Raw genomic sequence first — 23031 nt, forward strand, 5'->3', positions numbered from 1 at the left:
GGTCCGCAGTGACCGCCTCGTACGACCAGGTACGGGCGGCCACCGTCGGCCCCCAGAAGGATGGGACGGGTAGGGGCGGCGGGGGCGAGATGCATCCCCTGACCTCCCCTTTACTCCTACCTGCCACACTGTCCGGACCCGGAGAAGGAGCAACCGCATGTCGATGGTCGGCAGCCTGCGCAAAGTGGCCCGCCTGGCTCGGCGTGGGCGGCGGCGCGTGGACCTCAGTCATCCCGCCCGTTCACCGCTGGGCTCGGCCGTCGTCAACTGCGTGATCTACCGCGACGGTGTCCGCCAGGACACCGCCCCGACCGTCGAGGAGTCCGTCGCCCGCGTCCGCAAGCACAACCGCGGCTTCGTCTGGCTCGGCCTCCACGAACCCTCCCAGACGGAGTTCGCCCGCGTCGCCGAACTGTTCGGCCTGCACCCGCTCGCCGTCGAGGACGCCGTCCAGGCCCATCAGCGCCCCAAGGTGGAGCGGTACGGCGAGATCCTGTTCGCCGTGTTCAAGACGGTCTGCTACGTCGAGCACGAGGAACTCACCGCGACCAGCGAGGTCGTCACCACCGGCGAGATCATGGTCTTCGCCGGCCCCGACTTCGTCGTCACCGTCCGCCACGGCCGGCACGGCTCCCTCGGCCCCCTGCGCGAGGACCTGGAGGCCGACCCGGAGCAGCTCGGCAAGGGCCCGGCCGCCGTGCTGCACGCCGTAGCCGACCATGTCGTGGACGACTATCTGCAGGTCACGGACGCCGTCCAGGACGACATCGACCAGGTCGAGTCGGACGTCTTCTCCCCGCAGAGCCCGCGCACCGCCGACGCCGGCCGTATCTACCAGCTCAAGCGTGAACTCCTCGAACTGAAGCGGGCGGTGGTCCCCCTCGCCCGACCCCTCCAGCAGCTCGCCACCGAGCCGATGCACTCCATCGAGCCGGCGATACAGGCCTACTTCCGGGACGTCGCCGACCACCTCATCCGCGCCACCGAGCAGATCCACGCCTTCGACGCGCTGCTCGACTCGATCCTCCAGGCCCACCTCGCCCAGGTCACCGTCGGCCAGAACGAGGACATGCGGAAGATCACCGCCTGGGCCGCGATCATCGCCGTACCGACCATGGTCTGCGGCGTCTACGGCATGAACTTCGAGCACATGCCCGAACTGCACTGGCGCTTCGGCTACCCGCTCGTCCTCGGCGTCATCGCCACCGCCTGCTTCTTCGTCCACCGGGGATTCAAGCGCAACGGCTGGCTGTGAACGCGGCCCACCGCCCGTCCGTATCTCCTGTCGAGTCGTACGTCCGGTGCGTCTACTTCCGCCGTACCAGCCGACCTGGAGAGGCGCAGTGTTCCAGCAGCAATCCCGGCGATCGTTCCCCCGCAGGGCCGTCGCGCTCGCCGCACTCCTGACGGCCGTCGTCCTCCCCATGGCCACGGCCTGCACCTCGGACACGAACAAGGCAGATAAAAAGGCTTCGGAGTCCATGACTCCCGCCCCCGTCGCCGCCGTGGTCGCGCCCGCCAAGGTCGAGGTGATCGCCCAGCTGACGGGCTGCACCGTGAAGATCCGTACCGACGCGGACGAACTGCGCGAGGGCGTCTGCCACACCGCGCCGGGCGACTATCTGATCACGACGTTCCCCGAGGAGAAGTACAAGCTGACCTGGCTGGACAGCGCGGCCATGTACGGCGGCAAGTACCTGGTCGGCACCAAGTGGGTCATCAGCGCGGCCCCCAAGCTCCTGGAACCGCTGCGCCAGAAGGTGGGCGGCACGATCCAGGACCTGAGCGTCCAGGGGAGCCAGAGCAACACCGGTCAGGGCACCGCCAGTCAGGGACCCACCCCTGGCTCGTAGTCGCTGATGACGTACGACTCCTCGTCGTCGACCGCGTTCTTCAGCGGGTCCAGGGTGATGCGTTCGGGGTGCCCGTCGGGCGCGTACGCCGCCTCCGCCGTGTCCGCGCCGTCCGTATGCGCGCGGGCCAGCCGGTCCAACAGGCCGCCGATGGTGGGCACTTCCTCGGGCGCTCGCCGTACGGCGCCCCGCCCGCTCTCGTCGAGCCCGACCGCCTTGGTCACCTTCCCGTCCCGGACCGTCACCCGGAACGTGCCGATGAGGCTGCGTTCCCCCTCGCTCGACGTCAACGTGTAGGCGTACGCGGCGGGTTCGTCCCAGGAGTCCGCGAACGACGAGAACGAGGACGACGGGGAGGACGGTGCCGGTGCGGACACCGAGGCCCCGGAGTCCCCGCCACAGCCGACGGCCGCGCACACCAGCCCCCCGACCAGCACGACGGACGACAGCAATCGGACCGAAGCCATGGTGATCCCCCTGTACAAGTGAACGCGCCTACCGCCCCTACGACTACGACGCGATTCCGCCGGAAACCGTTCAGTCGAGAGCCGCCGAGAACCGCCCGAGAAGCGGAAGCCTTCAGGCCGCATTCCCCCTCTTCCTCCCCCTCCTCACCCCTCCCCGCCCCTCCACGAACCCCACTGACCCCAACTCCCCCAACCGCACTGTTGGTTGAGTTTTCATCACAGTGACACCTGTCAACGATCAGACCGTCGGGCGATGGGGCAACTTTGTTCCGGGCACGCCAACCGGACCGTTGCCTTCCACCCCCCACTCCCCGTCACCCGTCACCCCCACGGTCATCAGGAGCACGCAGTGAAGATCACCTCGCGCGTCCGCAGAGCCTCGCTGGTTCTCGGCAGCGCCGTCGCGCTGGTCGTCGCCGTTCCCGGCAGCGCCTTCGCCGCCCCGCCGTCGGCCCTGCCCGCCAACGCCGACACCCTTGAGAACACCTGGCAGCCGGCCTACGACTACGACACCGACGGCTGCTACCCCACGCCGGCCATCGGCCCCGACGGAACCGTCAACGGCGGTCTCAACCCGTCCGGTTCGGTCAGCGGCGAGTGCCACGACACCTCGGACCTCGACAACACCAACGGTTACTCGCGCGAGAAGTGCAACAACGGCTGGTGCGCGATCATGTACGCCCTCTACTTCGAGAAGGACCAGGCGACGATCGGCGGCCACCGGCACGACTGGGAGCACGTCGTGGTGTGGGTGCAGGACGGTCAGGCCAAGTACGTCGCCACGTCCGCGCACGGTGAGTTCGTGGTCCAGGCCGCCAGCGCGGTCCGCTGGGACGGCAACCACCCCAAGATCGTGTACCACAAGGACGGGGTGAGCACCCACACCTTCCGGATCGCCGGTTCGAACGACGAGCCGCCGGAGAACGCCTACGGCACCTGGCAGTACCCGGACCTGGTCGGCTGGAACGGCTACCCGGCCGGTCTGCGCGACAAGTTGAGCGCGTACGACTTCGGCAGCGCCAACTTCGGTCTCAAGGACGCCAACTTCGCCGCCCACCTCACCAAGGCCCTGCCGTCGGGCATCTCGTTCGACCCGAACGCCTGACGGAGCCGAGGCCCGGCTGCCGCGGCTAGGCGGCCGGGCAGCCGCACGACGCCCGGACGACCAGGTGGGACGGGAAGCGCCGGGTGCGGTCCGTCCCGCCGGACGTCACCGCGTCCAGGTCCGCGTCGAGCGCCATGTCCACCGCCGTACGGGCCATCGCCTGGCGGTCGGAGGCGACCGTCGTCAGCGGCGGGTCGGTCATCGCCGCCTCCTTGACGTCGTCGAAGCCCGCCACCGCCAGCTCGCCCGGTACGTCCACGCCCAGTTCACGGGCCGCCCGCAGCAGACCGATCGCCTGGTCGTCCGTCGAGCAGAACACGGCGGTCGGCCTGCCGGGGGCGGCGAGCAGACGAAGCGCGATCTCGTAGGTGCCGTACCGGCTGTAGGGGGCGCGGAAGAGGAGCCCCTCGGTGGAGCGGCCGGCGTCGGCCATCGCCTTGCGCCAGCCCTCGACATGGTCGGCGACGGGATCGCCGGCCCGGGGTGCCGACTCGGGTCCGCCGAGGCAGGCCACGGCGGTGTGACCGTGCTGGAGGAGATGCCGGGTGGCGAGCCGTGCACCCTCGATGTCATCGGTGACCACGGCGAACTTCCGTACGGACGCGGACCGTTCGTGCATCAGCACGACCCGGGTGTCCATGGTGTCGATCTCGGCGGCGGCCCGGTCGCCGAGTCCCAGACTGACCAGGATCAGCGCCGACACCCGCATCCCCAAAAAGGCGTGCAGGTAATGGATTTCGCGCTCCTCCTGGTAATCGGAGTTGCCGACGAGCACCATTTTTCCCCGGTCGGCGGCGGCGCGTTCCAACGCGTGGGTGATTTCCCCGAAAAATGGCTGACGGGCGTCGGGAACAATCAGTCCCAACAGGTCCGTACGACGGCTGGCCATGGCCTGAGCCACCCGGTCGGGCCGGTATCCGAGTTCCTTGACGGCTTCGAGAACGCGTCGGCGTTTCTCCGAAGAGACGGGCCTGGGGCCATTGTTGACGACGTAACTGACAACCGCGCTGGAAGTTCCCGCGAGTCTGGCGACGTCGTCCCGTGTCACCTTTGTCACCGGGTGAGTGTACGGGCGTCAAATACCCTGCCGGAAAGGAACGTTGGCTTTCGGCCAGGCCGGTGCGCCGGGTTCGCGGGCGGTCCCGGCCGGGCATCGTGAAGAGAAGGGGGACAGAGCGGGGCGGCAGCGGCGCCGGCCCGTCGGGTCGCGTACCGGCCAGGGGTCGTCCACGGGCACGGCGGAAGGCCGATCTTGGGCTTCTCCCCCGGCACCCCGACCCCTACCATTCACCTGCCCCGCGGCGGTCGCACACGCACCACCGGGAGAGCGTCTCCGGCCGTGCCGGACGCCGCGCGGGGCCGGAGCGGAGGGGGGAAGAGGCCATGGGGGCATCCCCGCGCACCCGTGTACGACAACTGGCGGTACGTCTCCCCGAGGTCGTCCCGGGCATCGTGCTCGGCGGCGCCGGCCTGCTGGTACTGGGAATCCTGGCCGGTCTGGCGGTGGACGTCTCGGCGCTGACCGGGTCCGGCGCCTATGTGTTCGGGGCGGCGCTGCTGCTCGCGGTCGGCCTGTACGGGAGCACGTACTCGATCGATCTCAAGGCGCTGCGTGCCGATCTGCGCGGTGTGGTCGCCGCGGTCACCCTGGGCGTGGTCCTGAAGGCCGGTCTGATCGCCGGCACGATGATGCTGGTGTTCGGGCGGCCGGAGTATCTGGTGCTGGGCATCGCCGTCGCCCAGATCGACCCGCTGTCGGTCGCCGCCCTGACCGGCAAGGGCCGGATGTCGCCGCGTGCCCAGTCCCTGCTGACGGCGTGGGCTTCGTTCGACGACCCGATGACGGTCCTGCTGACCATCTATCTGGCGGGGTACGCCTATACGGCCGCGGGGCACGAGGGCGCCCCCGGGATCAGCCGGGGCGCGGGCGGCGACTACGCGACCGGGCTCCTCTTCAACGCCGTACTCCTGGCCGTCGCGGTGCTGTTGTGGTGGGCCGGGCGGCGGGCGGTGTCGCGGCTGCCGGACGTGCCGGCGGTCCGGCGCACGAAGGCCGGCGGCGCCGTACTGCTCGTCGGGGCGATGCTGGTGCTCGCGGCGCTGAACCAGCTGATGCTCGGGGTGGCGCTGGCCGGGCTCGTACTGCGGGCCGGGGTGCTCGACAAGGCGGTCGGCCGGGCGGTCGGCGGCGCCTTCCTCGCCGCGTTCCTGACGCTCGGGCTGCTGCTCTCGCACGGGGTGGAGCTGTGGCCGGGGTTCGTGCTCGGCGTGGCGGCGTTCGCGGCGCAGGCGGTGGTGGCGCTCGGGGTGATGCCGTTGTTCGTACGGGGGTTGGAGCGCGGCGACCGGATCGCGCTGGGCCTCGGGCAGCAGAACGGCATCACGGCCGTGCTGATCGCCCTGACCCTGGAGCGCGACTTCCCGGGCACCGCCGCGATCGTCGGCCCGGCCGTGATCACCGTCAACCTGCTGCACGGCACCTCACAGGCGCTGCTGGCACGTCCGCCCCGGCGCTGGCGCCCGCGCGCCCGCCGGGAACTCTCCTCCGACGGTGAGCGTCACTCTCCGTACGACCAGCGGACGGAGACGGGGACGGAGACGACGGGGACGCAGACAGAGCCGGACGGCGAACAGTCGGTCGCATAGCCGGAGTTCGGGTCCGGAGTTCGGCTGCCGGAAATGTGGGACAGGCAGCGGCCGTGGGGAATGCAAGACGTATCAAGACGTACGAGACCAACCAGGCGTGTTGAAGTGCCGGTACCGGACGGGGGAGACGTTGATGAGGCAGGCGAGGAGATCAGGTGTGCGAGGGGTGCCGTGCGGTGGCACCCGGCCGCTGAACCGGAGCACCCGGAGTGCCCGGAGCATCGCTCCCCCTGGCCGCCGACGGCGCGTGGTGACCGGGGCGGCCCTCCTATTGCTGGCCGCCGGTGCCGTGCCTGCCTTCGCCGCATCCTCGGGGGACGCCAACTCGCCTGAGCGGGACGCCCAGTTGGTGTACTGCCTCGCGCCGGCCCACCGCACCGACCTGCTCACGGCGGCCGTCCGGCTGGGGCTGCTGAAGGACGGCGCGAAGGTCACGCCGGAGCAGTGGGCCAAGGACCACGACGACGAATTCGGGCGGGCCTGCGCCGCGCTGATGGCCGCCGAGTCGGACTCGCCGGGGACGGCCGCGCGGGCCGAGGAGGCGGACGGGGACGGCTGGTTCATGACCGCGCTCAAGCAGTTACCCCTGCTTCTGCTGGGTGCGCTGCTCGCCCTGGGCGGCCAGTCCTACGAGCGGGGCTCAGCCGAACGGCGGTCGCTGCGGCTGGAGTTGAGGACGACGGAGAACGCGTACCGGGATGCCGTACGGGAGTACCTCGACACGTACGGAGCGTCCTACGACCTGGCGGACCACTCGGCGGTGCGCTCCGCGCGGGAGGCGCTGACCGCCGCCCTCTCCCGGGTGCCCGGCCCCGCCGCCCGGCTCGCGGCGGCGGAGCGGATCGCCGACGGGCTGCCGCTGGCCGAGCCGTTGCCGAGGAGCGGCGGCGGCTATGTGCTCGACTCGGAGACCCGTGTCGGTATCGCGAACGAGGAACACGCGTCCGTGGTCAGCTGCCTGCGTTCCCTGCCCGAGCTGAACCGCGCCTTCCCGTACTGGAGTTGGCGCACCCGGCGGTCCGGCTCCGCGCAGTCCGGGACGACAGGGGGCGCCGAATGATCGGGCCGCTCGACGAGACGGAGAACGCGAACCCCTTCGGCGTGTATGTGCCGGAGAGCCGGGACCGGCTGCCCGCGACGCACGTGCGGCCGAAGGCCGACCATCCGCTGGTGCCCTGGAAGGACGAGAGCCATGTCCACCAGTGGGTGGACGTCGACCACGCCCGGGAGCAGCTGGACCTGTTCGAGGAGTGCCTCCAGGAGGAGCTGCCCGGACTGCTCGACCCGGAGGCGCGCCGAGGCCATCTGGTCGTGGTGACCGGGCCGGTGGGCATGGGCAAGACCACGCTCATCCACCGGTGCGTGCACTGGGCGCAGGAGTACATCGAGGGCCTGGTGCGTCCGGTGGTGGCGATGGCCGGGGGGTACGAGAACCTCGGGGACAAGGTCAGCTGGGACCGTCGGGGCGACTTCGCGCAGACCCCGGAGATCAACACGGCGATCCGCGACCGGATCGTCGAGACGCTGGAGCGGGAGTTCCCCGGGGTGTCGCTCGACCCGACGTTCACCGGTGACGACGTCCCCAAGGCGTTCAGCGCCATCAGCAAGCTGCTCGCCCAGCAGAACGGTCTGCTGTTCGCGATCGTCCCGCACATCGACTGGCGGGACGCCGGGGGCGAGGTGCGGACGAACTTCCTCAAGACGTGGCTGAGCCACGCGGAGAGCCGGATCGTACTGTTCGTCGAGATCAGTCACCAGAATCCGCGAACGGCGGGTGAGGTGATCGCGGGCCTGCCGCCGAACACGGCTCTCACCCATCTCTCGCTCGGATCGCTCGCCACGGAGGACACCGTGAAGTTCACCGAGACCGCTCGCGGCGGCCATCCCGACCCGGAGGACACCGTGTCGCCGCTGTCCGCGATCCCGAGCCAGGGTCAGGGTCAAGTCCAGGGCCAGAGCGCGGAGCCGGCCCCCGATCCGTGGAGCCTCGCCGACGTACGGCATCTGCGCCGGGAGTGTTTCCGGGTCGCCGAGCGGCAGAGACTCGCGGGCGGCCGGGTGCGGGTGACCGCCGCCGACCTCGCCGCCCCCACCCTCGACCCCGCGGACCTGGGCCGTACGCCGCCCGCCCCGGGCCGCGCGCCTCGCAGACCCGCCTAGGGCCTGTCCGGGGGACTCCCGACGCGCCCGTTCCACCCGTACACAGGAACCGAACAGATGTCCTCGCCAGACTCGCTGAATCCGCAGTACTCGCAGTACTCGCACTACTTGCCGTATCCGCAGCCCTCGCTGCACCCGCTGTACTCGCAGTACCCGTTGCACCCGCTCGCCGCTCCCAAGGCCGACACCGGACACACGAGGAGTGCCATCGTGACGCCGACCAGTGGACCCACCTGGCACCGCAACCCCTTCCCGCTGAGCCCTGTCGTGCGCCTGGGACCCATGTCCGACCTGGGGGACGCGCGGGTGCAGGCGGCCGACTCGGGCAACGCCCACATCGACACCCCGCTCATCGAGGACGTCGAGTCGCTCGTCGACGACTACTTCGCGCCGCCCGCCGCCGGTGGCCGACGCGGCCGGGCGATCGCCCTGGTCGGCGAGTTCGGCCTCGGCAAGAGCCATGCCCTGCGCCGGAGTTACCAGACGCTCAGGGCACAGCACCCCGAGACGGCGACCTGGATAGTGGACGAACCGGCGCAGGACATGGGGCGGCTCTACCGCGACCGGCTGCGCGGACCCGGCGACACCGAGCAGGGCAAGCGGGCCTTCGAGGAGCTGGTGCGCGACTACTACGCGTATGTGACGGCCGGCTGGGTCGGCGGCGAGGACGACGACCCGCGCCGCGGCACCCTGCGGGAGATCGCGACCGGGCTGCGCGACCGGGTGCTCGACCCGGACAAGGTGGTGTCGGCGCTGCGCTACGACCCCGAGGTGATCCACGCCGACCTGCGCGGCACCCTGGGCGAGGTCACCGAGCACCGCAGGTTCTCCAGCGCGCTCGCGCTGCTCCTGGAGCCGCCGTTCAACCGGATGGTGTGGAACTGGCTGAACGGCGCGGAGCCCGCCGAGCCGCTGCGCGAGCGCGGCATCACGGAGGCGATCGGTCCGTCGGCGGGGCGCCGGGACAACGCGGCCGGCATCGACCGGGTCTTCGACGCGCTGACCGTGCAGGGCTTTCTGCACGGCCGAGTCGGACGGCCGTACGTCCTGCTCCTCGACTCGCTGGAGAAGGTCCTGGACTGGCCGGACGAGAGCCGGCGCGCGTTCATCGACGCCTTCGAACGCCTCATCAACATCTATACGAGCCACGGCGGTCTGCTGGTGTTCTGCTCCTCGCCCGACGGGCTGCGGGCGCTGCGCCAGAGCGTGCACGAGCGAGTGGTGCAGCTGTGGCCGACCGGGCTCGACCAGGACCGTACAGGGGAGTTGGTGGCCCGGTATCTCGCCTCGGGTGACGAGGCGGACGAGGGCTCGGGGGACGAGGGCACGCGTGAGGTGGTGGACGAGGGCTCGGTCGAGGAGGTGGCCGACGGCGCGGGGGCGTCCGGGACCGGACCACCGCCGCCGCCGTCGCCGTCCACCGGACCCTTCGACGACGAAGCGCTGCGGCTGCTCCACGAGTTGACCGAGGGTGTGCCCCGCGAGGTGCTCAAGACGTGCCGGGAGGCCTGGCAGCTCAGCGAGGACCGCGACGGCGCGGTGAGCCGGGTGCCCGGTGCGACGGTCCTGCGGGCGGTCCGGGCGCTGCACGAACGCGTGTCGTACCAGCGGGTGTTGGGCGATGTGCACGACGCCCTCGATCTGGGCCAGTGGCGGATCGCCTCCCGTGATCCGGTGCCGGCCAGGCTCACGCGCTCGGCCGGTGGCCGGGAGGAGGTCCTGTACTGGCTGTCGCCGGCGCCGAACGCCTACATCGCGGTGCTCTACGCCCGCTCGCTCCTCCTCGCCGACGACGTCGAACGGATCGTCACCCAGGTGAACGGGTTGCGCGGCGCGGTGCGCCCGGGCCGGTTCGAGGCGCTGCTGGTGGTCAACGGCCTGGTGTCGCACGCGATGCAGGACCGGCTCGGCCGGTCGATCGGCTCCCGCCCTCTGGTGTACCGGCAGGGTCGGTTCCCGCGGAGCGTGCACGAGGCGCTGCTGCAACTGGAGCGGCGGCTCGTGGAGGAGGGCCGGGAGGAGGATCTCGCCGAGCTGGGCGAGCGGATGCGGCGGAATCTGGAGCAGCAGACGGCCCATCTCGACGAGATGCGGCGCAATCTGGCCGCGATGACGCTGGAGGCGGCGCGTCCGGCCGTACCGGCGGTGACGGGTGGGCGCGCGGCGCCCGAGCCGGAGCCGCCGGAGGAGCTGCCTGGCCCGGTGTGGCGGCGGTTCCGGGACGCGTTGGCGATGCTGGAGGCGGTGACGCGGCGGGCTGCGGCGGGCTCGGCGGAGTTGCGCGTTCTGGGGTGTGCGACGTTGGTGCGGGCGTTGACGGAGGAGTTTCGGGGGGCGGTCTCGGTGTGGGCCCGGGGGGCCACGCCGGGGATGCCGACCGAGGTTCAGTTGAGGGAGTTGCGGCGGATCTGTCGGGAGTACGAGAACGCGGTGGAGGTGTTGCCGGTGCATCTGCTTGGCGGCGCTGAGCATCCGAATCCGCTTACCCCGGCTCGTACGGTTGAGGTGCTTGCGGAGGAGGTTTGGGGGACTTTGAGTGCGCCGGTGGTGTCCTAGGGCGGGGATGGGTGCGTGTTCGTCTGCGGGCCCGGTGGGGGCTGGTCGCGCAGTTCCCCGCGCCCCTTTGGGGCGCGCTCAGCGGGGCGTTGGGACCTCGACCCCGCCTGCTGCCTGCGCCAGGCCCGTCAGTCTTCGTTCCGCGTTGGCTACCTGTCTCTGGTCCAGGGTTACGCCCACGAGGAAGGCTCGTGGGGTCAGCCAGTGGACGTAGAGTGCGCCCTCCTGGACGTCGAGGACGAGGCGGTCGATGGAGGCGCCGCCGCCGGGGGGTGGGGCGATCAGGTCTAGGGCGTCCTTGAGGCGGACCAGGTGGCCGCGCAGGCTGCGGGAGAGGTCGCGGTAGGCGGTGCGCCGGGTGCGTACGCTGACGTCCATGAAGCGGGGGCCGAGTTCCTGGCTGTCGAAGACGTCGCCGACGCAGACCAGCGTCCAGTCCCGGTAGTAGCCGGCGTACTGGAGGTCCGTGGTGTTCACGTGGGTGCGCCACAGGTCGCGCAGCCGCTGCTCGTACACGGTGTCGGGGGCGGCGGCCGTCCCGAAGTCGACCTGGGGGCCCGCGGGTGCCTCCCCGGTCTGGAGGTGGGCCTTCGCCTGGGCGTCACCGCCGAGCAACTCGTCGGGCAGGCCGTGCACTTCGGTCCGTATGCGGGCCGTGAGCCGGTTCATCGCCTCGTCCATCTCGGGCACGCCGCCGGGTACGTCCGTCACCGCGGCCAGGAACTCGTCGGGGCGGGCCCGGCCGCCCCACAGGCCGGCGCGCCCGCCCGCGAGGACCGTGCGCATCAGCTCGCCCGTCTTCAGCGGGCGCAGGACGGCGCCGAGATCCTGGGCGCACAGCAGGAGTCTGCTGCCGGGCAGCGACTCGTTGTGCGCGTCGTCGCCGTTCTCGGTGATCAGGCTGGAGAGCGGGGCGCGGTCGGCGCGCAGGACGGCGAAGTCGAGGATGCCGTTGCTGTAGTGGGCCAGGGAGCGGATCGCGGGCGTCCGTGCGACGGTCTCCTCGCACAGCGCGGTTATCAGGCCGTGACGCTTGGGAGTCCAGTGGGACTCCTTCAGCGTGGTGCTCGCGTGCGGTGCGGGGGCTGCCACGGGTGCTCGCCTTTCGCTATACGTCATACGCCATAAGTCGTCATGCTTCGTCGGCAATTGGAGTTGATTGCCGTTAAATGCAGTCAATTGCCGTTATACATCCGGGAGTTCCAGGTCGATGTCGTAGCCCGAGGGCGGGACCGGCCCGGTGGGGTCGGTGCCGGTGAGGTGTTCCAGGTGGGCGCGGACCCGTCGGCCGCCGAGGCGGTGGGCGATGCCCAGGTCGCCGAGGCGGGCCAGGGCGGTGCTCGCGAGGTCGGCGGCCTCCTCGGCGCGGCCCGCCGAGGCGAACGTGGCGGCCAGGGAGTTCTCCGCGACGGCGACCCAGGGGTGGGCGCGGCCCAGCTTGTGGGTGAGGAGGTTGAGGGCGCCCCGGCCGACCTCCTCGGCCAGCTGGATGTCGCCCGTGGCCCGCAGATAGACGCCGTGGCGCACCTCGCCGAGGCCGGTGTAGGGGTGTCCGGGGCCGAACCACCGGCCGAGGGTCTCGACGCACTGCCTGGCCTGGTGTTCGGCCTCGTCGGCCTTGCCGAGGGCGTGCAGGTCGGCGGCGTAGCTGAACCGGCAGCGCACGGTGTCGAAGCGGTCGGGGCCGAACCGGTCGACGTACAGGCCGAGGGCGCGCAGGTCGCGTTCGTGGGCGAGTTCGTAGCTGTAGAGGGGGTCCTTGAGGGCGGGGAAGCCGTCGGCGAGCCGGCGTTCGCTGATCGCGAGGCCGACCTCGGTACGGAGCCGGACGAGGTCCCAGGTGTCGCCGTGCCGGCGCAGCTTCTGGCGCAGCAGGTCGCGGGCCTCGCCGTCGCGTCCGGCGGCGCGGTAGAGGTAGGCGAGGAGTTCGGCGGCGTCCCAGGCGACGGGGTCGTCCTTGCCGCCGACGGCCTGCCGGTAGCGGAAGCGGTCCTGGATCGCGGTCAGGGCGGGGGCGATCCGGCCGGTGAGCGCCTCGGTGAGGGCGAGGTTGTGCTCGGCCTGGATGGTGGCCGGGTGCTGCGGGCCGAGCAGCAGGGTCAGGCCGTCCAGGACGGGCCGCAGTTGCAGCAGGGCGTCGTCGAAGCGGCCGAGGGCGCGCAGGGTGGCGGCGTAGGAGTCGGCGGAGAGCAGGGTGCGCGGGTGGGTGATGCCGAGGAGCCTGCGGTGGCCGCGCAGCGCGTCCTGGGCGATGCGGCGGGAGAGGTCGTAGTCGCCGCGCAGCCGGTGGGCGCGGGCGACGAAGTTGAGCAGGCGCAGGTATTCCGGGGACTGTTCGTCGGCGTCGGCGTCGTCGCCGTCGTCGCCGTCATCGCCGTCATCGGCTCGCCACTGCTCACGGGCGCGTCCGGCGATGTCGAGGAGGCGGTCGAGGTCGGCGGCCTCGGCGCGCTGGCCGAGGGCGTTGAGGTGGCGCAGCAGCGAGCGGCGCACCCGGGGCCGGGGGTCCTCCCACAGGCGCAGCGAGAACACCTCGCGGGCCCAGTCGGCGGGCAGGTCGGGGCCCTGCGGGGCGTGTTCGGACAGGACGCTGCGCAGGACGGACTCGATGTGCGCGCGTTCGTCGGGGTCCATGCCGGCGCGGATCAGGTCGCGCAGTCCGTGGTGCTGGACGAGGGGCTGCCGGGTGCGGTCGAAGTCGACGTCGAGCAGGCCGACTTGGGCCAGGGCCCACAGGGCGACGCTGACCATGTGCTCGTCGGGCAGCAGGATCTCGGTGCCGGCGGGGGCGGGCGTCGCCGAGTCGTCGTCGTGGGCCAGTTCGGACAGGATGCGGCGCGAACGCAGCAGGTCCAGGCCCATACCGCGTCCGGTGAGCAGGGAGGCGGCGCCCAGCAGCCAGCCCACGGCGTCGCGTTCGGGACTCTCGGCGCTCCAGGCGAGCGCGCCGGGCGTGGTCCGTACGACACGCCGGGCGACCTGCACCATCACCTCGACGGGGCTCACCGCGTCGCGGGTGCGCAGCAGGTCGGTCTTGCCGGCGCGGTACTCGGCGAGCAGGTCGCCGACGGCGGCGCGGACGGCGGCGTCCTGGTTCATGTGGTCGTCGCGGCGGTGCGCGGCGGTCCGTTCGGCCAGGCAGTGGGCGGCGATGTGCAGGGCCTGCGGGACGGAGTCGACGACGCTGCCGATCTGCCGGGCCTGCCGCTCGGTGATCTCCGGCACCTTCTCGGCGAGCAGCGCGCGGCTCTCCTCGGCGTCCATCGGGGCGATGGCGAGGGGGCGCAGATGCGGCGGCCGTGCGTCGGCGGCGGGGTCGTTGTCGGGCGGTGCGGTCCGGCTGGTGATGAGGACGTGCCCGCGCTCGTGCGGCACGGGCAGCAGGCCGTGCAGTTCGGCGGGGTCGGTGACACCGTCGTACACGATGAGCCAGCTGTCGGCCTCGTCGTCGGTGCGGGAGAGCCGGGACAGCAGCCGGGAGAGGCCGTCCTCGTCGGTGCCGACCCGGTCCTCGGGCGCGCCGAGGCGCCCGGCGAGCCGGCCGAGGCCGCGCTCGACCCGGGTGCGTTCCCAGGCGCGCACCCACCACACGACGTCGTACGAGGCTCCGTAGCGGTGGCACAGTTCGTGCGCGGTGTCGCTCTTGCCCCAGCCGCTGGGGCCGTGCAGCACCAGGCAGGCGCCGTCGCGGGCAGCGCCGCGCAGCTCCTCGTGGAGCGTGCCGAGCAGGGGGGCACGGTCCACGAAGGCGCTGCGCGGCCCCACGTTGGTGGTCTCCGGCAGCCGGGGGAACCCGGCCCCGCCGCCGCTGTTGTCGCCGGGTTCGGGCGCGCCGAGGCCGAGGCCGGTGTACAGCGCCCGCAGTGCCTCTTCCTCGGTGGTGTCGCGCAGGTCGATCCGCTCGTGGTGGGCGGCGGCGGTGTGCGGGAACGGCTCGTCGACGAGCAGGATGCGGACGTCGGTGTGGGAGAGAGCGCCGATCTGTTCGAGGAGCGTGTCGTCGGCGTCGTCGGGCGACAGGAAGAGCAACGCCGCACCGGGGTCCGGGCGTTCACCGGCGTACGTGTCGGCGCGCCGCAGTTCGGTACGTACGCCCTTGACGGCGAGCCGGTCGCGCAGCCACGCGGCCCACAGGGCGTGCCGGGCCGAGTGGACGACGGTGACGTCGGTGAGGCGGGCGGTGCGGCGGGCGCGCAGCCAGTCGGCGAGCTGCTCGTAGTAGGGCCGCAGTCCGCTGATCGTGCCGGCGTCCTCGGTGTCGACGGCGAGGCTGCGGCTGTCCTGGTAGAGCGGGTTGTACGGGATCTCGAGGAACGGGATGTCGGTCCCGCCGAGCGCGGCGGCGACCGGGGCGAACTTCCGGCGCACCCGCTGGCGTGCGTCGCGCAGCCGGTCGTGCACACCGACGTCGCTCTTGAGGCCGAGGGTGAGCAGCCGTACGGGACGGTCACCCCGGCGGGCCATCAGGTCCTCGGCGAGTGCGGCGGCCCCGTCGATGGACCAGGCGGTCATCGCGAAGCAGACGACGAGCGTGTCGGCGTACGCGGCGAAACGCGCCGGTTCCGTCGTCTCGGAGGTGTCCGGTACCGGAGCCTCGACGAGGACGTGGTCGTACGCGGCGGCGAGCGCGGGGTCGCCGGGGGCGGTCGCGGTGTGCACGTGGCCGGGTTCGGGGTCGGGCGGGGGCGCGCTCGCGGGTTCGTCGCGACGGCCGTCGACGAGGAGGACGCTGCGGTTGGTGCCGGCGAGGATGTCGGCGACGTTGCGCAGGGTCGTACTCAGGCCGAGGTTCTCGGAGGTGGCGAGGAAGACCGCGAACGGCCCCGGCCGGTCAGGGGTGTTGGCGTCTGGCATGACTTCTCCGCTCGGCGCGGCGGCGAACAAAGGGAGTAAAGAGAGTGAATGGAATAAAAGATGCAAAGGAGGCAAAGGGTGCACTCAGGGAGCGCCAGTATAGGACTCCGCACACCTGACTGACGGCGTCCGGACCGCTCCCGCGTGCCACGCGTGCCCCGCGTCTCATACGCTCTCGCTGTGCCCGGTGACGAAGGGGTTGCCCTCGGCGCAGCTGTCGTACACCCGGCGCAGCACCGCGCCGAGCACCGAGTCGGGCAGGGCCGCGATGTCCTCGGGCGGCAGGGCGGCGAGGTCGAGAACGACCGACTCGACCTCGGGTTCCGGGCTTTCGCCCGCTCCCGCTCCTGTACCCGCCCCGGTGGGGGCGGTGCCGTCGGCGACTGCCATGCAGGTCACTCCATGGGGTGTCGGAGGATCTCGGGACGGTCTTCCAGCGTAGCGCCGCCAACTGCCCTTACGGCAGGAGCCGGAGACTGTGAGCGTCACTCAACTACCCTCCAGTCGACCTTCGTTGGCTCATTCATGATGTTGACGCTGAATTTCCCCGCCCGAATACTGACCGGGATACCGACATACTGGTCGAACGCCGAACAGAGTGCGCCGGGGGAAGCGGATGAGCCGACCGCCACCGCACCGCGCCGAACCGCCCTGGCCGAGGGCCGCCGACGTGGCGGCGCGCCGGGCGGCGGGCTGGGTGCCGTCTCCGCTGCACTCCTTCGTCCTCAAGGTGCACAGCCGCTGCGACCTGGCCTGCGACTACTGCTACATGTACCGCTCGCACGACCAGAGTTGGCGCACCCAGCCGCGCACGATGACCCCGGCGACCCTGACCCGCACGGCCGAACGCATCGCCGAGCACCTGTCCGCGCACGGGACGACCGAGGCGGGCGTGGTCCTGCACGGCGGCGAACCCCTGCTGATCGGCGACGATGCCCTGACGCGGACGGTACGCACCCTACGAACGACGGTGGGCGACGAAGTACGCCTGCACGTGACCCTGCAGACCAACGGCCTCCGCCTCACCGAGCAACGCCTCGACCTGCTGGGCGAGTTGGGCGTACGGATCGGGATAAGCACGGACGGCACCCGGGCCGCCCACGACCGCCACCGCCGAAGCGCCGACGGCCGAGGCAGCCACGCCCGGGTCGAGACGGCCCTGCGCCGACTGTCGAGCGAGCGCCATCGCCCCTTGTTCGGCGCCCTGTTGTGCACGATCGACCTGCGCAACGACCCGATACGCACATACGAGGCCCTGCTCACGCACAATCCCCCGGCCATCGACTTCCTTCTCCCGCTGGGCAATTGGCGAACCCCACCGCCCGGCCTGGACCTGACCGGCCGACGCACTCCGTACGCGGACTGGCTGTGGGCGGTCTTCGAACGCTGGTACGGCGCACGGACCAAGGAGACGTCGGTCAGACTCCTGGACAACCTGCTCGCCCTGCTATTGGGCGCCGCTCCGCAGACGGAGGCACTGGGCCTGTCCCCGGTCCGCTACGCGGTGGTGGACACGGACGGCTCCTTAACCCAGGACGACACCCTGCGCACGGCATACGACGGTGCCGCCCACACCGGCATGGACATCCACCACCACTCCTTCGACACCCTGCTGCTCCACCCCGGCATCGCGGCCCGCCAGTGGGGCACCGCCGCCCTGTCCGCCACCTGCCGCACCTGCCCCCTCCACCAGGTGTGCGGCGGCGGCCACTACGCCACCCGCTACGCCCACGACACAGGCTTCGCCAACCCGAGCGTGTACTGCGCCGACCTGACCGAACTGATCGAACGGGTACGGGGGCGGGTGCAAGGGGACTTGAAGGCGGGGGCGCAGGGGGGCGCGCCCCAAAGGGGCGCGGGGAACTGCGCGACCAGCCACAACAAACCGGCACCCGCCAACGCACAGAACCCCCCGCCCCCAAAGGCGCCCCGATGAGCCCGACCCCGTACAGAATGCCAACCGCACTGTTCGACGCGATCGCCACAGGCGGCGGCGGAGCACCCGCCCTGCACCTACTGGCCCGCGCCGAGCACAGCAGACGCCTGGCCTGCGCCTACGCCGTGACCGTGGCGGCACGGGAGGCCGGAGGCACGGTAGCCGAGGCGGCCGAACACGCCTGGGCCCTGTTCACCGACGTCACGCGCACCGCCCCCGAGGCGACGACGGCAGCCCTGACCCACCCGTCGGCGGGCCCCGCCCTCTTCGGCCTGCTGGCCAACCTCCGCAACCCGGACGATCAACTCCCACCGCCCGTCCACTGGTTCACCGCTCTCGCGGTATCCGCGGCGGCCCGCGCGGGTCTGCCGACCCGGGCCGAGCTGCCGCTCACCGGCTCCTGGGTGGCCCTGCCGTCCCTGGGCCGGGCCCACTTCCCCGGAGCACGTCCCGACGACCGCGCCGAGGTACATGTCGACGAGACGGGCCACTGCCACATCACGACGCCGGACAACACCGTGACGGTGCCCGGACTCCCGTACAGCGACGCCCCGTTGGACAGCCCCCCGCACGGCCTGTCCAGCACAACTCCCGAACTCCCTTACAACAGAAGCCCGCTGGACAGCCCACCGCGCGATCCCTCCAACACACCGCCCGAGCCCCCGTACAACAAAGCCCTGTTGAGCAGCCCGCCGCACGACTCATCCAGCACAGCACCCGACCTCCCGCACGCCGAAGGCCCCTTGCCCAACTCCCCCGGCACCACCGCCCGTTGGCACGGCCCCCACCTCCTCGCCACCCTCGACGGCGGCGCCCCGCTCCTGCTCGACACCCTCGACCCGCCCTGCTTCCCGCACTCGGCGCCCCACCCGGAGGGTCTAGGCCCCGCCGAGGTGCGCCGCTGGGCCACGCAGGCCCAGGCCGCGGGCCGGCTCCTGCGCGCGGACCATCCCGAGGCGTACGCAGAACTGGCCGCCGGGCCACACCTGTTGGTGCCGCTGACCCGGCCCGGCCACGGCAACAGGAGCGGCAGCAGCGCGGAGACGTTCGGCTGTATGGCACTGTCCCCGCCGACCTCGGCGACGGGCCTCGCGGTGACGCTCACGCACGAGATGCAGCACAACAAACTGGCGGCGCTGCTCCACCTCTTCGACCTGTTCGAACCGGGCGGCCCCGAGCGCTTCTACGCCCCCTGGCGCCCCGACCCTCGCCCCTTGCCCGGCCTGCTCCACGGTGCGTACGCGCATCTGGGCGTCGCCCGCTTCTGGGAGCGCCGCCGGGAGACGGAACCCGACCCGGCGCTGCGCGCCACCGCGCACGCCCAGTTCGCCCGCTGGCGCCTGGCCGCCCACGAGGCGACCACCGTCACCCTGTCCTCCGGCCGACTCACACCCCTGGGCCACCGCTTCGCCCAGCACATGCTGACCACCCTGGACACCCTGTGCGGCCTGCCGGTCCCCGCCCCGGCCCTACGCCACGCCGAATCCGCGGCCCGAGCCCACCGCACCGCCTGGCAACACCGAAACGCGAACGCACCCCAACAACCACAGGCCCACCAACCACCGCTCCAACAGCCGTCGACCCGAACCCCGCCGACCCGAAAACTATCGGCGTAAGTCCAGCCCAGCCCCGACCGCAGCCCCGATCCCAGCCCCAGGCCCCCTGCCCCACCCCGCCCTGCCCTGCCCCGCCTCGCCTCGCCCCAGAGCCAGACCCAGACGCGCCCCAGACCCAGCCCACCCTCACCTCACCCCGCCTCGCCTCACCTTGCCCCAGAGCCAGACCCACCCGGCCCCGCCCCCGAGCCAGACCTGCCCCGCCTCGACCCCGTCGTCGGCCACGGGGCGACCGATGTGGTGTGCCGTACCGACGTGTTCGACGTCCGGCGCGTGCCGGGGCTGCCGGGGCCCGTACCTGTACGGCGCCCCCGTGCCCGACGAGCGGCTGCGCCGGGTCCCGCCGACGGAGGCAGGAGCACGGACCCCGGACGAGGTGATGCTCGCCCGCGAACCCGGCGACCCGACCGGCACCCTGCGTTTCGCCCCGGAGGACGAGGACATGGCCACCCCGCCCACGTTCGACCCGTCGTCACCCGTTCCCTCCCGCGAACATGTAACCCCCCGGAAACCTTGACGATCTCTGTGCCGGGTGCCACGATTCCGGCGCCGCGATGTTTACGTAAACATCGCCCCAAGTCCCAGGACGGCGAGCCGAATCCCCCGTCCCCCGGTCCTCTGTCCGGCATGCGAAAGGGCAAGTTGATGCGCAACATCCTCGGCGGCACCCGCCCCTCTCCCCGGCTCCGCGCCGCCCTCGTGGCGCTCGCGCTCGCCGCGACCAGCGGTACGGCGGTAGCCGCGAGCCCCGCTTCCGCCTCGTCCCCCGCTTCCGCCACCACTGCCACCTCCGCCACCACCACTGCCGCCTCCGGCACGCCGGGCAGAGACACGACCCAGTTCAAGGGCGTCAACTGGGCCGACCCGCGCGACAACTTCGCCGACGACCTGCTCCAGCTGTCGGGTCTGTCGACCTCCGACACCTACGCCCAGACGTACTCCAAGGCGAGCCGGATCATCGCGGCGTTCCGCGCGAACCTGGGTGCCAACACGGTGCGGCTGCCGATCAACCCGTACACGGTCAACGGCGCCTACTGGAAGTCGTACCGAGGGGTCATCGACGCGGCGTCGGACCAGGGTTTCAAGGTGATCGTCTCCTACTGGGAGGGCACCGGCGCCCAGAAGGACGGCTTCATCGACGACACGGCCACCTACTGGCCCATGTGGGACAGGGTCGTCAAGGCCTACAAGAACGACAAGCGCGTCTACTTCGAGCCGATGAACGAGCCGCACGGCTACACCGACACCGAGTGGGCCGACATCGCGGCGAAGTGGCTCGCGACGTACAAGTCGGTTCCGCGCAACCAGGTGTTCGTCAGCGGCGCCGGCTACAACGACCACGTCACGTCCGTCTGCGCCGACCCGCGTCTGAAGGGCACCTACCTCTCGCTGCACCACTACGGCTTCTGGAAGGAGTACGCGACCTACGACCAGTGGGTGGCCGACCTGAAGGTACGCATCGGCGACTGCGCGAACCGTACGGTCGCGGACGAGTTCGGGGCCTTCATGACCACGGGGTTCGACTACAACAAGAAGACCCCCGACAACAACTTCATCAACTACATGCAGGCCGTCACCGACACCTTCCGCGAGCTGAAGATGGGCTCCGTCTACTGGCCCGGCCTGCGCACCGACGACATGTACTCGATCCAGACCCTGACGGGCACCACCGCCCGCCCCTGGCTGGCCACCACCAACCAGTCGGGCGCCGACCGTCTGGCCTGGGGCTGGGGCCGCGGCAAGCCGGTCAAGGACTGAATACCTCGCTGTACCTCGCTGTACCTCGCAATACCTCGTTGATCGGCACCGGCCGGGACCATAGGTTCGGGAAAATGACGAACCCGATGAACCCGACGAACCTCCGGATCGGTGTGATGTACGACCGCGACTGGGCCCCGGAAGGGCTGCCCGAGTTCGCGCGACGGGCCGAGGCCCTAGGCGTCGACGACCTGTGGGTGGTCGAGGACCTCGGCTGGAACGGCGGTGTGTCGGCGGCGGCCGTGGCGCTCGGCGCGACGGAGCGGCTGCGGGTGGGCATCGGGATCACCCCGGCTCCGCTGCGCAGCCCGGCACTCCTCGCCATGGAACTGGCCACGCTGGCCCGGGTGTTCCCGGGCCGGCTCGTCGCCGGGATCGGCCACGGGGTGCGGGAGTGGATGACGTCGGTCGGCGTCGCACCCCGTTCACCGCTGGCCCTGCTGGAGGAGACGATCACCTCCGTACGGGCCCTGCTGCGCGGGGAGCGGGTCGAGCTGGAGGGGCGCGAAGTACGCCTGGACGGCGTCCAGTTGGTGCACCCGCCCGCCGAACCCCCGCCTCTGGTGGCCGGAGTTGTGCGCCCCCGTTCGCTGGAGCTGTCCGGCCGGGTCGCGGACGGCACGCTGATCGCCGAGGGCCACGGCCCGCGCGACCTGGAGAACATCCGGACGCTGACCGCGAAGGGCGGCGCGGGTCCCGAACACACCCTGACGGTACTGGCGTTCTGCTACGTCGGCGACGACCCCGACGACGTGGCACGCACCCTGCACCCGCACACCGAGGGTCACGGCGACTGGCTGGGCCGCCCGCAGGAGCAGGTGTTCACCGTGTCCGGCAACGCCTCGGAGGCCGCCGAGGACATCGGCACGCTGTCGACGGCCGGCGCGGACACGGTCGTACTGCGGATCGTCGGCGCGGAACCGCTGAGCCAACTGGAGTCCGTGCTGCGGGCGTTGGGCCGCTGAGCAATCCACATGGCGGACGGATCAGTGGGCGGCGAACTGGACGCGGGTGGGCTGCACGACATCGGGCCGTACGGCGATCCCGTCGAGCGTCAGCTGCTCCCCGTAGATATCGCTGATCCTGATCGCGCCACCGCAGCCGCTGCCCTGCTCGGAGAGGAAGTAGTTGTACTCGGTGCGGGCCAGCCGGACCCAACTGCCGCTGCTGGTACGGACTTCGAGGCGCGACAGCGGATTGCGGTGGCCGATGACCTGGATACCGCACCAGTACTGGCTGGACCCGGTCTTGTAGCGGACGGAGAGGGTGTCGGCGTTCGCGGGGCTCAGCAGGCTCCAGGTGATCGGGATCCGGCCGGCCACGGGGTCGGCGATCTTGGCGAAGGCCTGGGCGCTGAGGTCGACTTGGCCGGGTGCGCAGTCCCCCGGGCACTCGTTGGTGATCCGGACCGTGACGGACGCGCCGCTCGCCGCGCGGACGAGGATGTACGCCCCGCACGCCATGGACGTCTCGTAGTCGGTGGTGTTCATCGCGGCGGTCATGACGTCGTCGCTCGGCCCGTACGAGCAGGCGTGGCCGTCGCCGTTCCCGGCGCCGTAGAAGGTGGCGACGCCCTGGTAGTCGACGCCGGGTTTGATCCGCCCCGCCAAGGGCGCCTCACCGGAGGCCGGCCGGGGCGCGGCGGCGGTACGGGGGGCGGCGGCCGACGGCTTCGGAGCCGCGGCGCGGGCCGAAGTGGCCGCCGGGGTGGACGGGGTGGCCTTCGGGGTCGCGGACCGGGTGACGGAGGGCGTCGGCGACGGCGTGGGCTCCGCCGGCACGCTGGGCGGCACGATCACCCCGGCACCGGCGGCGGACGTGGCGGCCCCGTAGCCGTCGTCGGCGTCACTCCCGGGCCGCAGAGCCATGACCAGGGATATGACGAGCGCGACAGCCGCCACGGAGGCACAGACGAGAACGCCCCGCCGCTGACGGAGGGGAGGGCGCGGAGAACGACGCGAAGAACGGGACGCCACGGCGGAGGTCCTTACCTGGTCCGGAGAACATGTACTCGATTGCTCGATGCGAGGCTCCAGTTGAGGCAGCTTCCGGCCCATAGTCTCCACGGCGCCCCAAAAGG

At 71.5% G+C, this 23031-nt stretch carries 18 protein-coding genes; 12 read left to right on the top strand and 6 right to left on the bottom strand.

What is annotated here, in order from left to right; translation table 11 throughout:
- The first annotated feature begins 157 nt into the window (after window positions 1-157).
- Both ACWDR4_RS45185 and ACWDR4_RS45190 read left to right on the top strand, forming a co-directional pair.
- Window positions 158-1255 (top strand): magnesium and cobalt transport protein CorA, encoded by a 1098-nt coding sequence (locus ACWDR4_RS45185; RefSeq protein ID WP_450417412.1) that lies wholly within the window; start codon window positions 158-160, stop codon window positions 1253-1255.
- Between the two features lie 88 nt (window positions 1256-1343).
- Window positions 1344-1853 (top strand): hypothetical protein, encoded by a 510-nt coding sequence (locus ACWDR4_RS45190; RefSeq protein ID WP_450417413.1) that lies wholly within the window; start codon window positions 1344-1346, stop codon window positions 1851-1853.
- On the opposite strand, the gene ACWDR4_RS45195 is transcribed toward ACWDR4_RS45190, so the two are convergent.
- Entirely contained in the window at window positions 1829-2320 is a 492-nt protein-coding gene (locus tag ACWDR4_RS45195) for a DUF6174 domain-containing protein (protein ID WP_450417415.1), read from the bottom strand. The genes ACWDR4_RS45190 and ACWDR4_RS45195 overlap by 25 nt on opposite strands.
- Before the next feature lie 349 nt (window positions 2321-2669).
- On the opposite strand from ACWDR4_RS45195, the gene ACWDR4_RS45200 reads away from it, so the two are divergent.
- Window positions 2670-3425, top strand: coding sequence for an NPP1 family protein (locus ACWDR4_RS45200; protein WP_450417417.1), 756 nt, complete (start codon window positions 2670-2672; stop codon window positions 3423-3425).
- Window positions 3426-3450: 25 nt separating this feature from the next.
- Here the strand turns inward: ACWDR4_RS45200 and ACWDR4_RS45205 are convergent, their stop codons facing one another.
- The gene (locus ACWDR4_RS45205) at window positions 3451-4482 is read right to left on the bottom strand and encodes a LacI family DNA-binding transcriptional regulator (RefSeq protein WP_450417418.1); all 1032 of its coding nucleotides are present in this window, start codon (window positions 4480-4482) and stop codon (window positions 3451-3453) included.
- Window positions 4483-4808: 326 nt separating this feature from the next.
- Between ACWDR4_RS45205 and ACWDR4_RS45210 the strand changes: the two genes are divergently transcribed.
- The 4 genes from ACWDR4_RS45210 to ACWDR4_RS45225 all read left to right on the top strand — a co-directional run bounded on the left by ACWDR4_RS45210 (window position 4809) and on the right by ACWDR4_RS45225 (window position 10787).
- The gene (locus ACWDR4_RS45210; protein ID WP_450417419.1) at window positions 4809-6071 is read left to right on the top strand and encodes a hypothetical protein; all 1263 of its coding nucleotides are present in this window, start codon (window positions 4809-4811) and stop codon (window positions 6069-6071) included.
- A gap of 157 nt (window positions 6072-6228) precedes the next feature.
- The gene (locus ACWDR4_RS45215; RefSeq protein WP_450417421.1) at window positions 6229-7131 is read left to right on the top strand and encodes a hypothetical protein; all 903 of its coding nucleotides are present in this window, start codon (window positions 6229-6231) and stop codon (window positions 7129-7131) included.
- Window positions 7128-8231 carry a hypothetical protein gene (locus tag ACWDR4_RS45220; protein ID WP_450417423.1) on the top strand — a complete coding sequence of 368 codons (1104 nt, stop codon included), beginning with the start codon at window positions 7128-7130 and terminating at the stop codon, window positions 8229-8231. The genes ACWDR4_RS45215 and ACWDR4_RS45220 overlap by 4 nt, the downstream gene beginning before the upstream one ends.
- Window positions 8232-8288: 57 nt before the next feature.
- A complete protein-coding gene (locus ACWDR4_RS45225; protein WP_450417424.1) occupies window positions 8289-10787 on the top strand; it encodes a hypothetical protein in 2499 nt (832 codons plus the stop codon).
- 78 nt (window positions 10788-10865) lie between these two features.
- Here the strand turns inward: ACWDR4_RS45225 and ACWDR4_RS45230 are convergent, their stop codons facing one another.
- From ACWDR4_RS45230 to fxsA, 3 genes are all read right to left on the bottom strand, one after another.
- On the bottom strand, window positions 10866-11879 hold the full coding sequence (locus ACWDR4_RS45230) for a hypothetical protein (protein ID WP_450417425.1): 1014 nt from the start codon (window positions 11877-11879) through the stop codon (window positions 10866-10868).
- A 93-nt stretch (window positions 11880-11972) separates the two neighbouring features.
- Window positions 11973-15641, bottom strand: coding sequence for an FxSxx-COOH system tetratricopeptide repeat protein (fxsT, locus tag ACWDR4_RS45235; RefSeq protein ID WP_450417427.1), 3669 nt, complete (start codon window positions 15639-15641; stop codon window positions 11973-11975).
- A 165-nt stretch (window positions 15642-15806) separates the two neighbouring features.
- Complete coding sequence (gene fxsA / locus ACWDR4_RS45240) at window positions 15807-16031, bottom strand: FxSxx-COOH cyclophane-containing RiPP peptide (protein WP_450417428.1); 225 nt, start codon at window positions 16029-16031, stop codon at window positions 15807-15809.
- A 226-nt stretch (window positions 16032-16257) separates the two neighbouring features.
- Between fxsA and ACWDR4_RS45245 the strand changes: the two genes are divergently transcribed.
- From ACWDR4_RS45245 to ACWDR4_RS45265, 5 genes are all read left to right on the top strand, one after another.
- The gene (locus ACWDR4_RS45245) at window positions 16258-17577 is read left to right on the top strand and encodes an FxsB family cyclophane-forming radical SAM/SPASM peptide maturase (protein ID WP_450417430.1); all 1320 of its coding nucleotides are present in this window, start codon (window positions 16258-16260) and stop codon (window positions 17575-17577) included.
- Between the two features lie 17 nt (window positions 17578-17594).
- Window positions 17595-19193, top strand: coding sequence for an aKG-HExxH-type peptide beta-hydroxylase (locus ACWDR4_RS45250; protein ID WP_450417431.1), 1599 nt, complete (start codon window positions 17595-17597; stop codon window positions 19191-19193).
- 313 nt (window positions 19194-19506) lie between these two features.
- Window positions 19507-19710 carry a hypothetical protein gene (locus ACWDR4_RS45255; RefSeq protein WP_450417432.1) on the top strand — a complete coding sequence of 68 codons (204 nt, stop codon included), beginning with the start codon at window positions 19507-19509 and terminating at the stop codon, window positions 19708-19710.
- A gap of 110 nt (window positions 19711-19820) precedes the next feature.
- Window positions 19821-20951 (top strand): glycoside hydrolase family 5 protein, encoded by a 1131-nt coding sequence (locus ACWDR4_RS45260; protein WP_450417433.1) that lies wholly within the window; start codon window positions 19821-19823, stop codon window positions 20949-20951.
- A gap of 74 nt (window positions 20952-21025) precedes the next feature.
- Complete coding sequence (locus ACWDR4_RS45265) at window positions 21026-21916, top strand: LLM class flavin-dependent oxidoreductase (RefSeq protein WP_450417435.1); 891 nt, start codon at window positions 21026-21028, stop codon at window positions 21914-21916.
- Between the two features lie 21 nt (window positions 21917-21937).
- Here the strand turns inward: ACWDR4_RS45265 and ACWDR4_RS45270 are convergent, their stop codons facing one another.
- Window positions 21938-22927 (bottom strand): expansin EXLX1 family cellulose-binding protein, encoded by a 990-nt coding sequence (locus ACWDR4_RS45270; RefSeq protein WP_450417436.1) that lies wholly within the window; start codon window positions 22925-22927, stop codon window positions 21938-21940.
- Window positions 22928-23031: the final 104 nt, after the last annotated feature.

It is taken from the genome of Streptomyces sp. NPDC000878 (genome assembly GCF_053599695.1).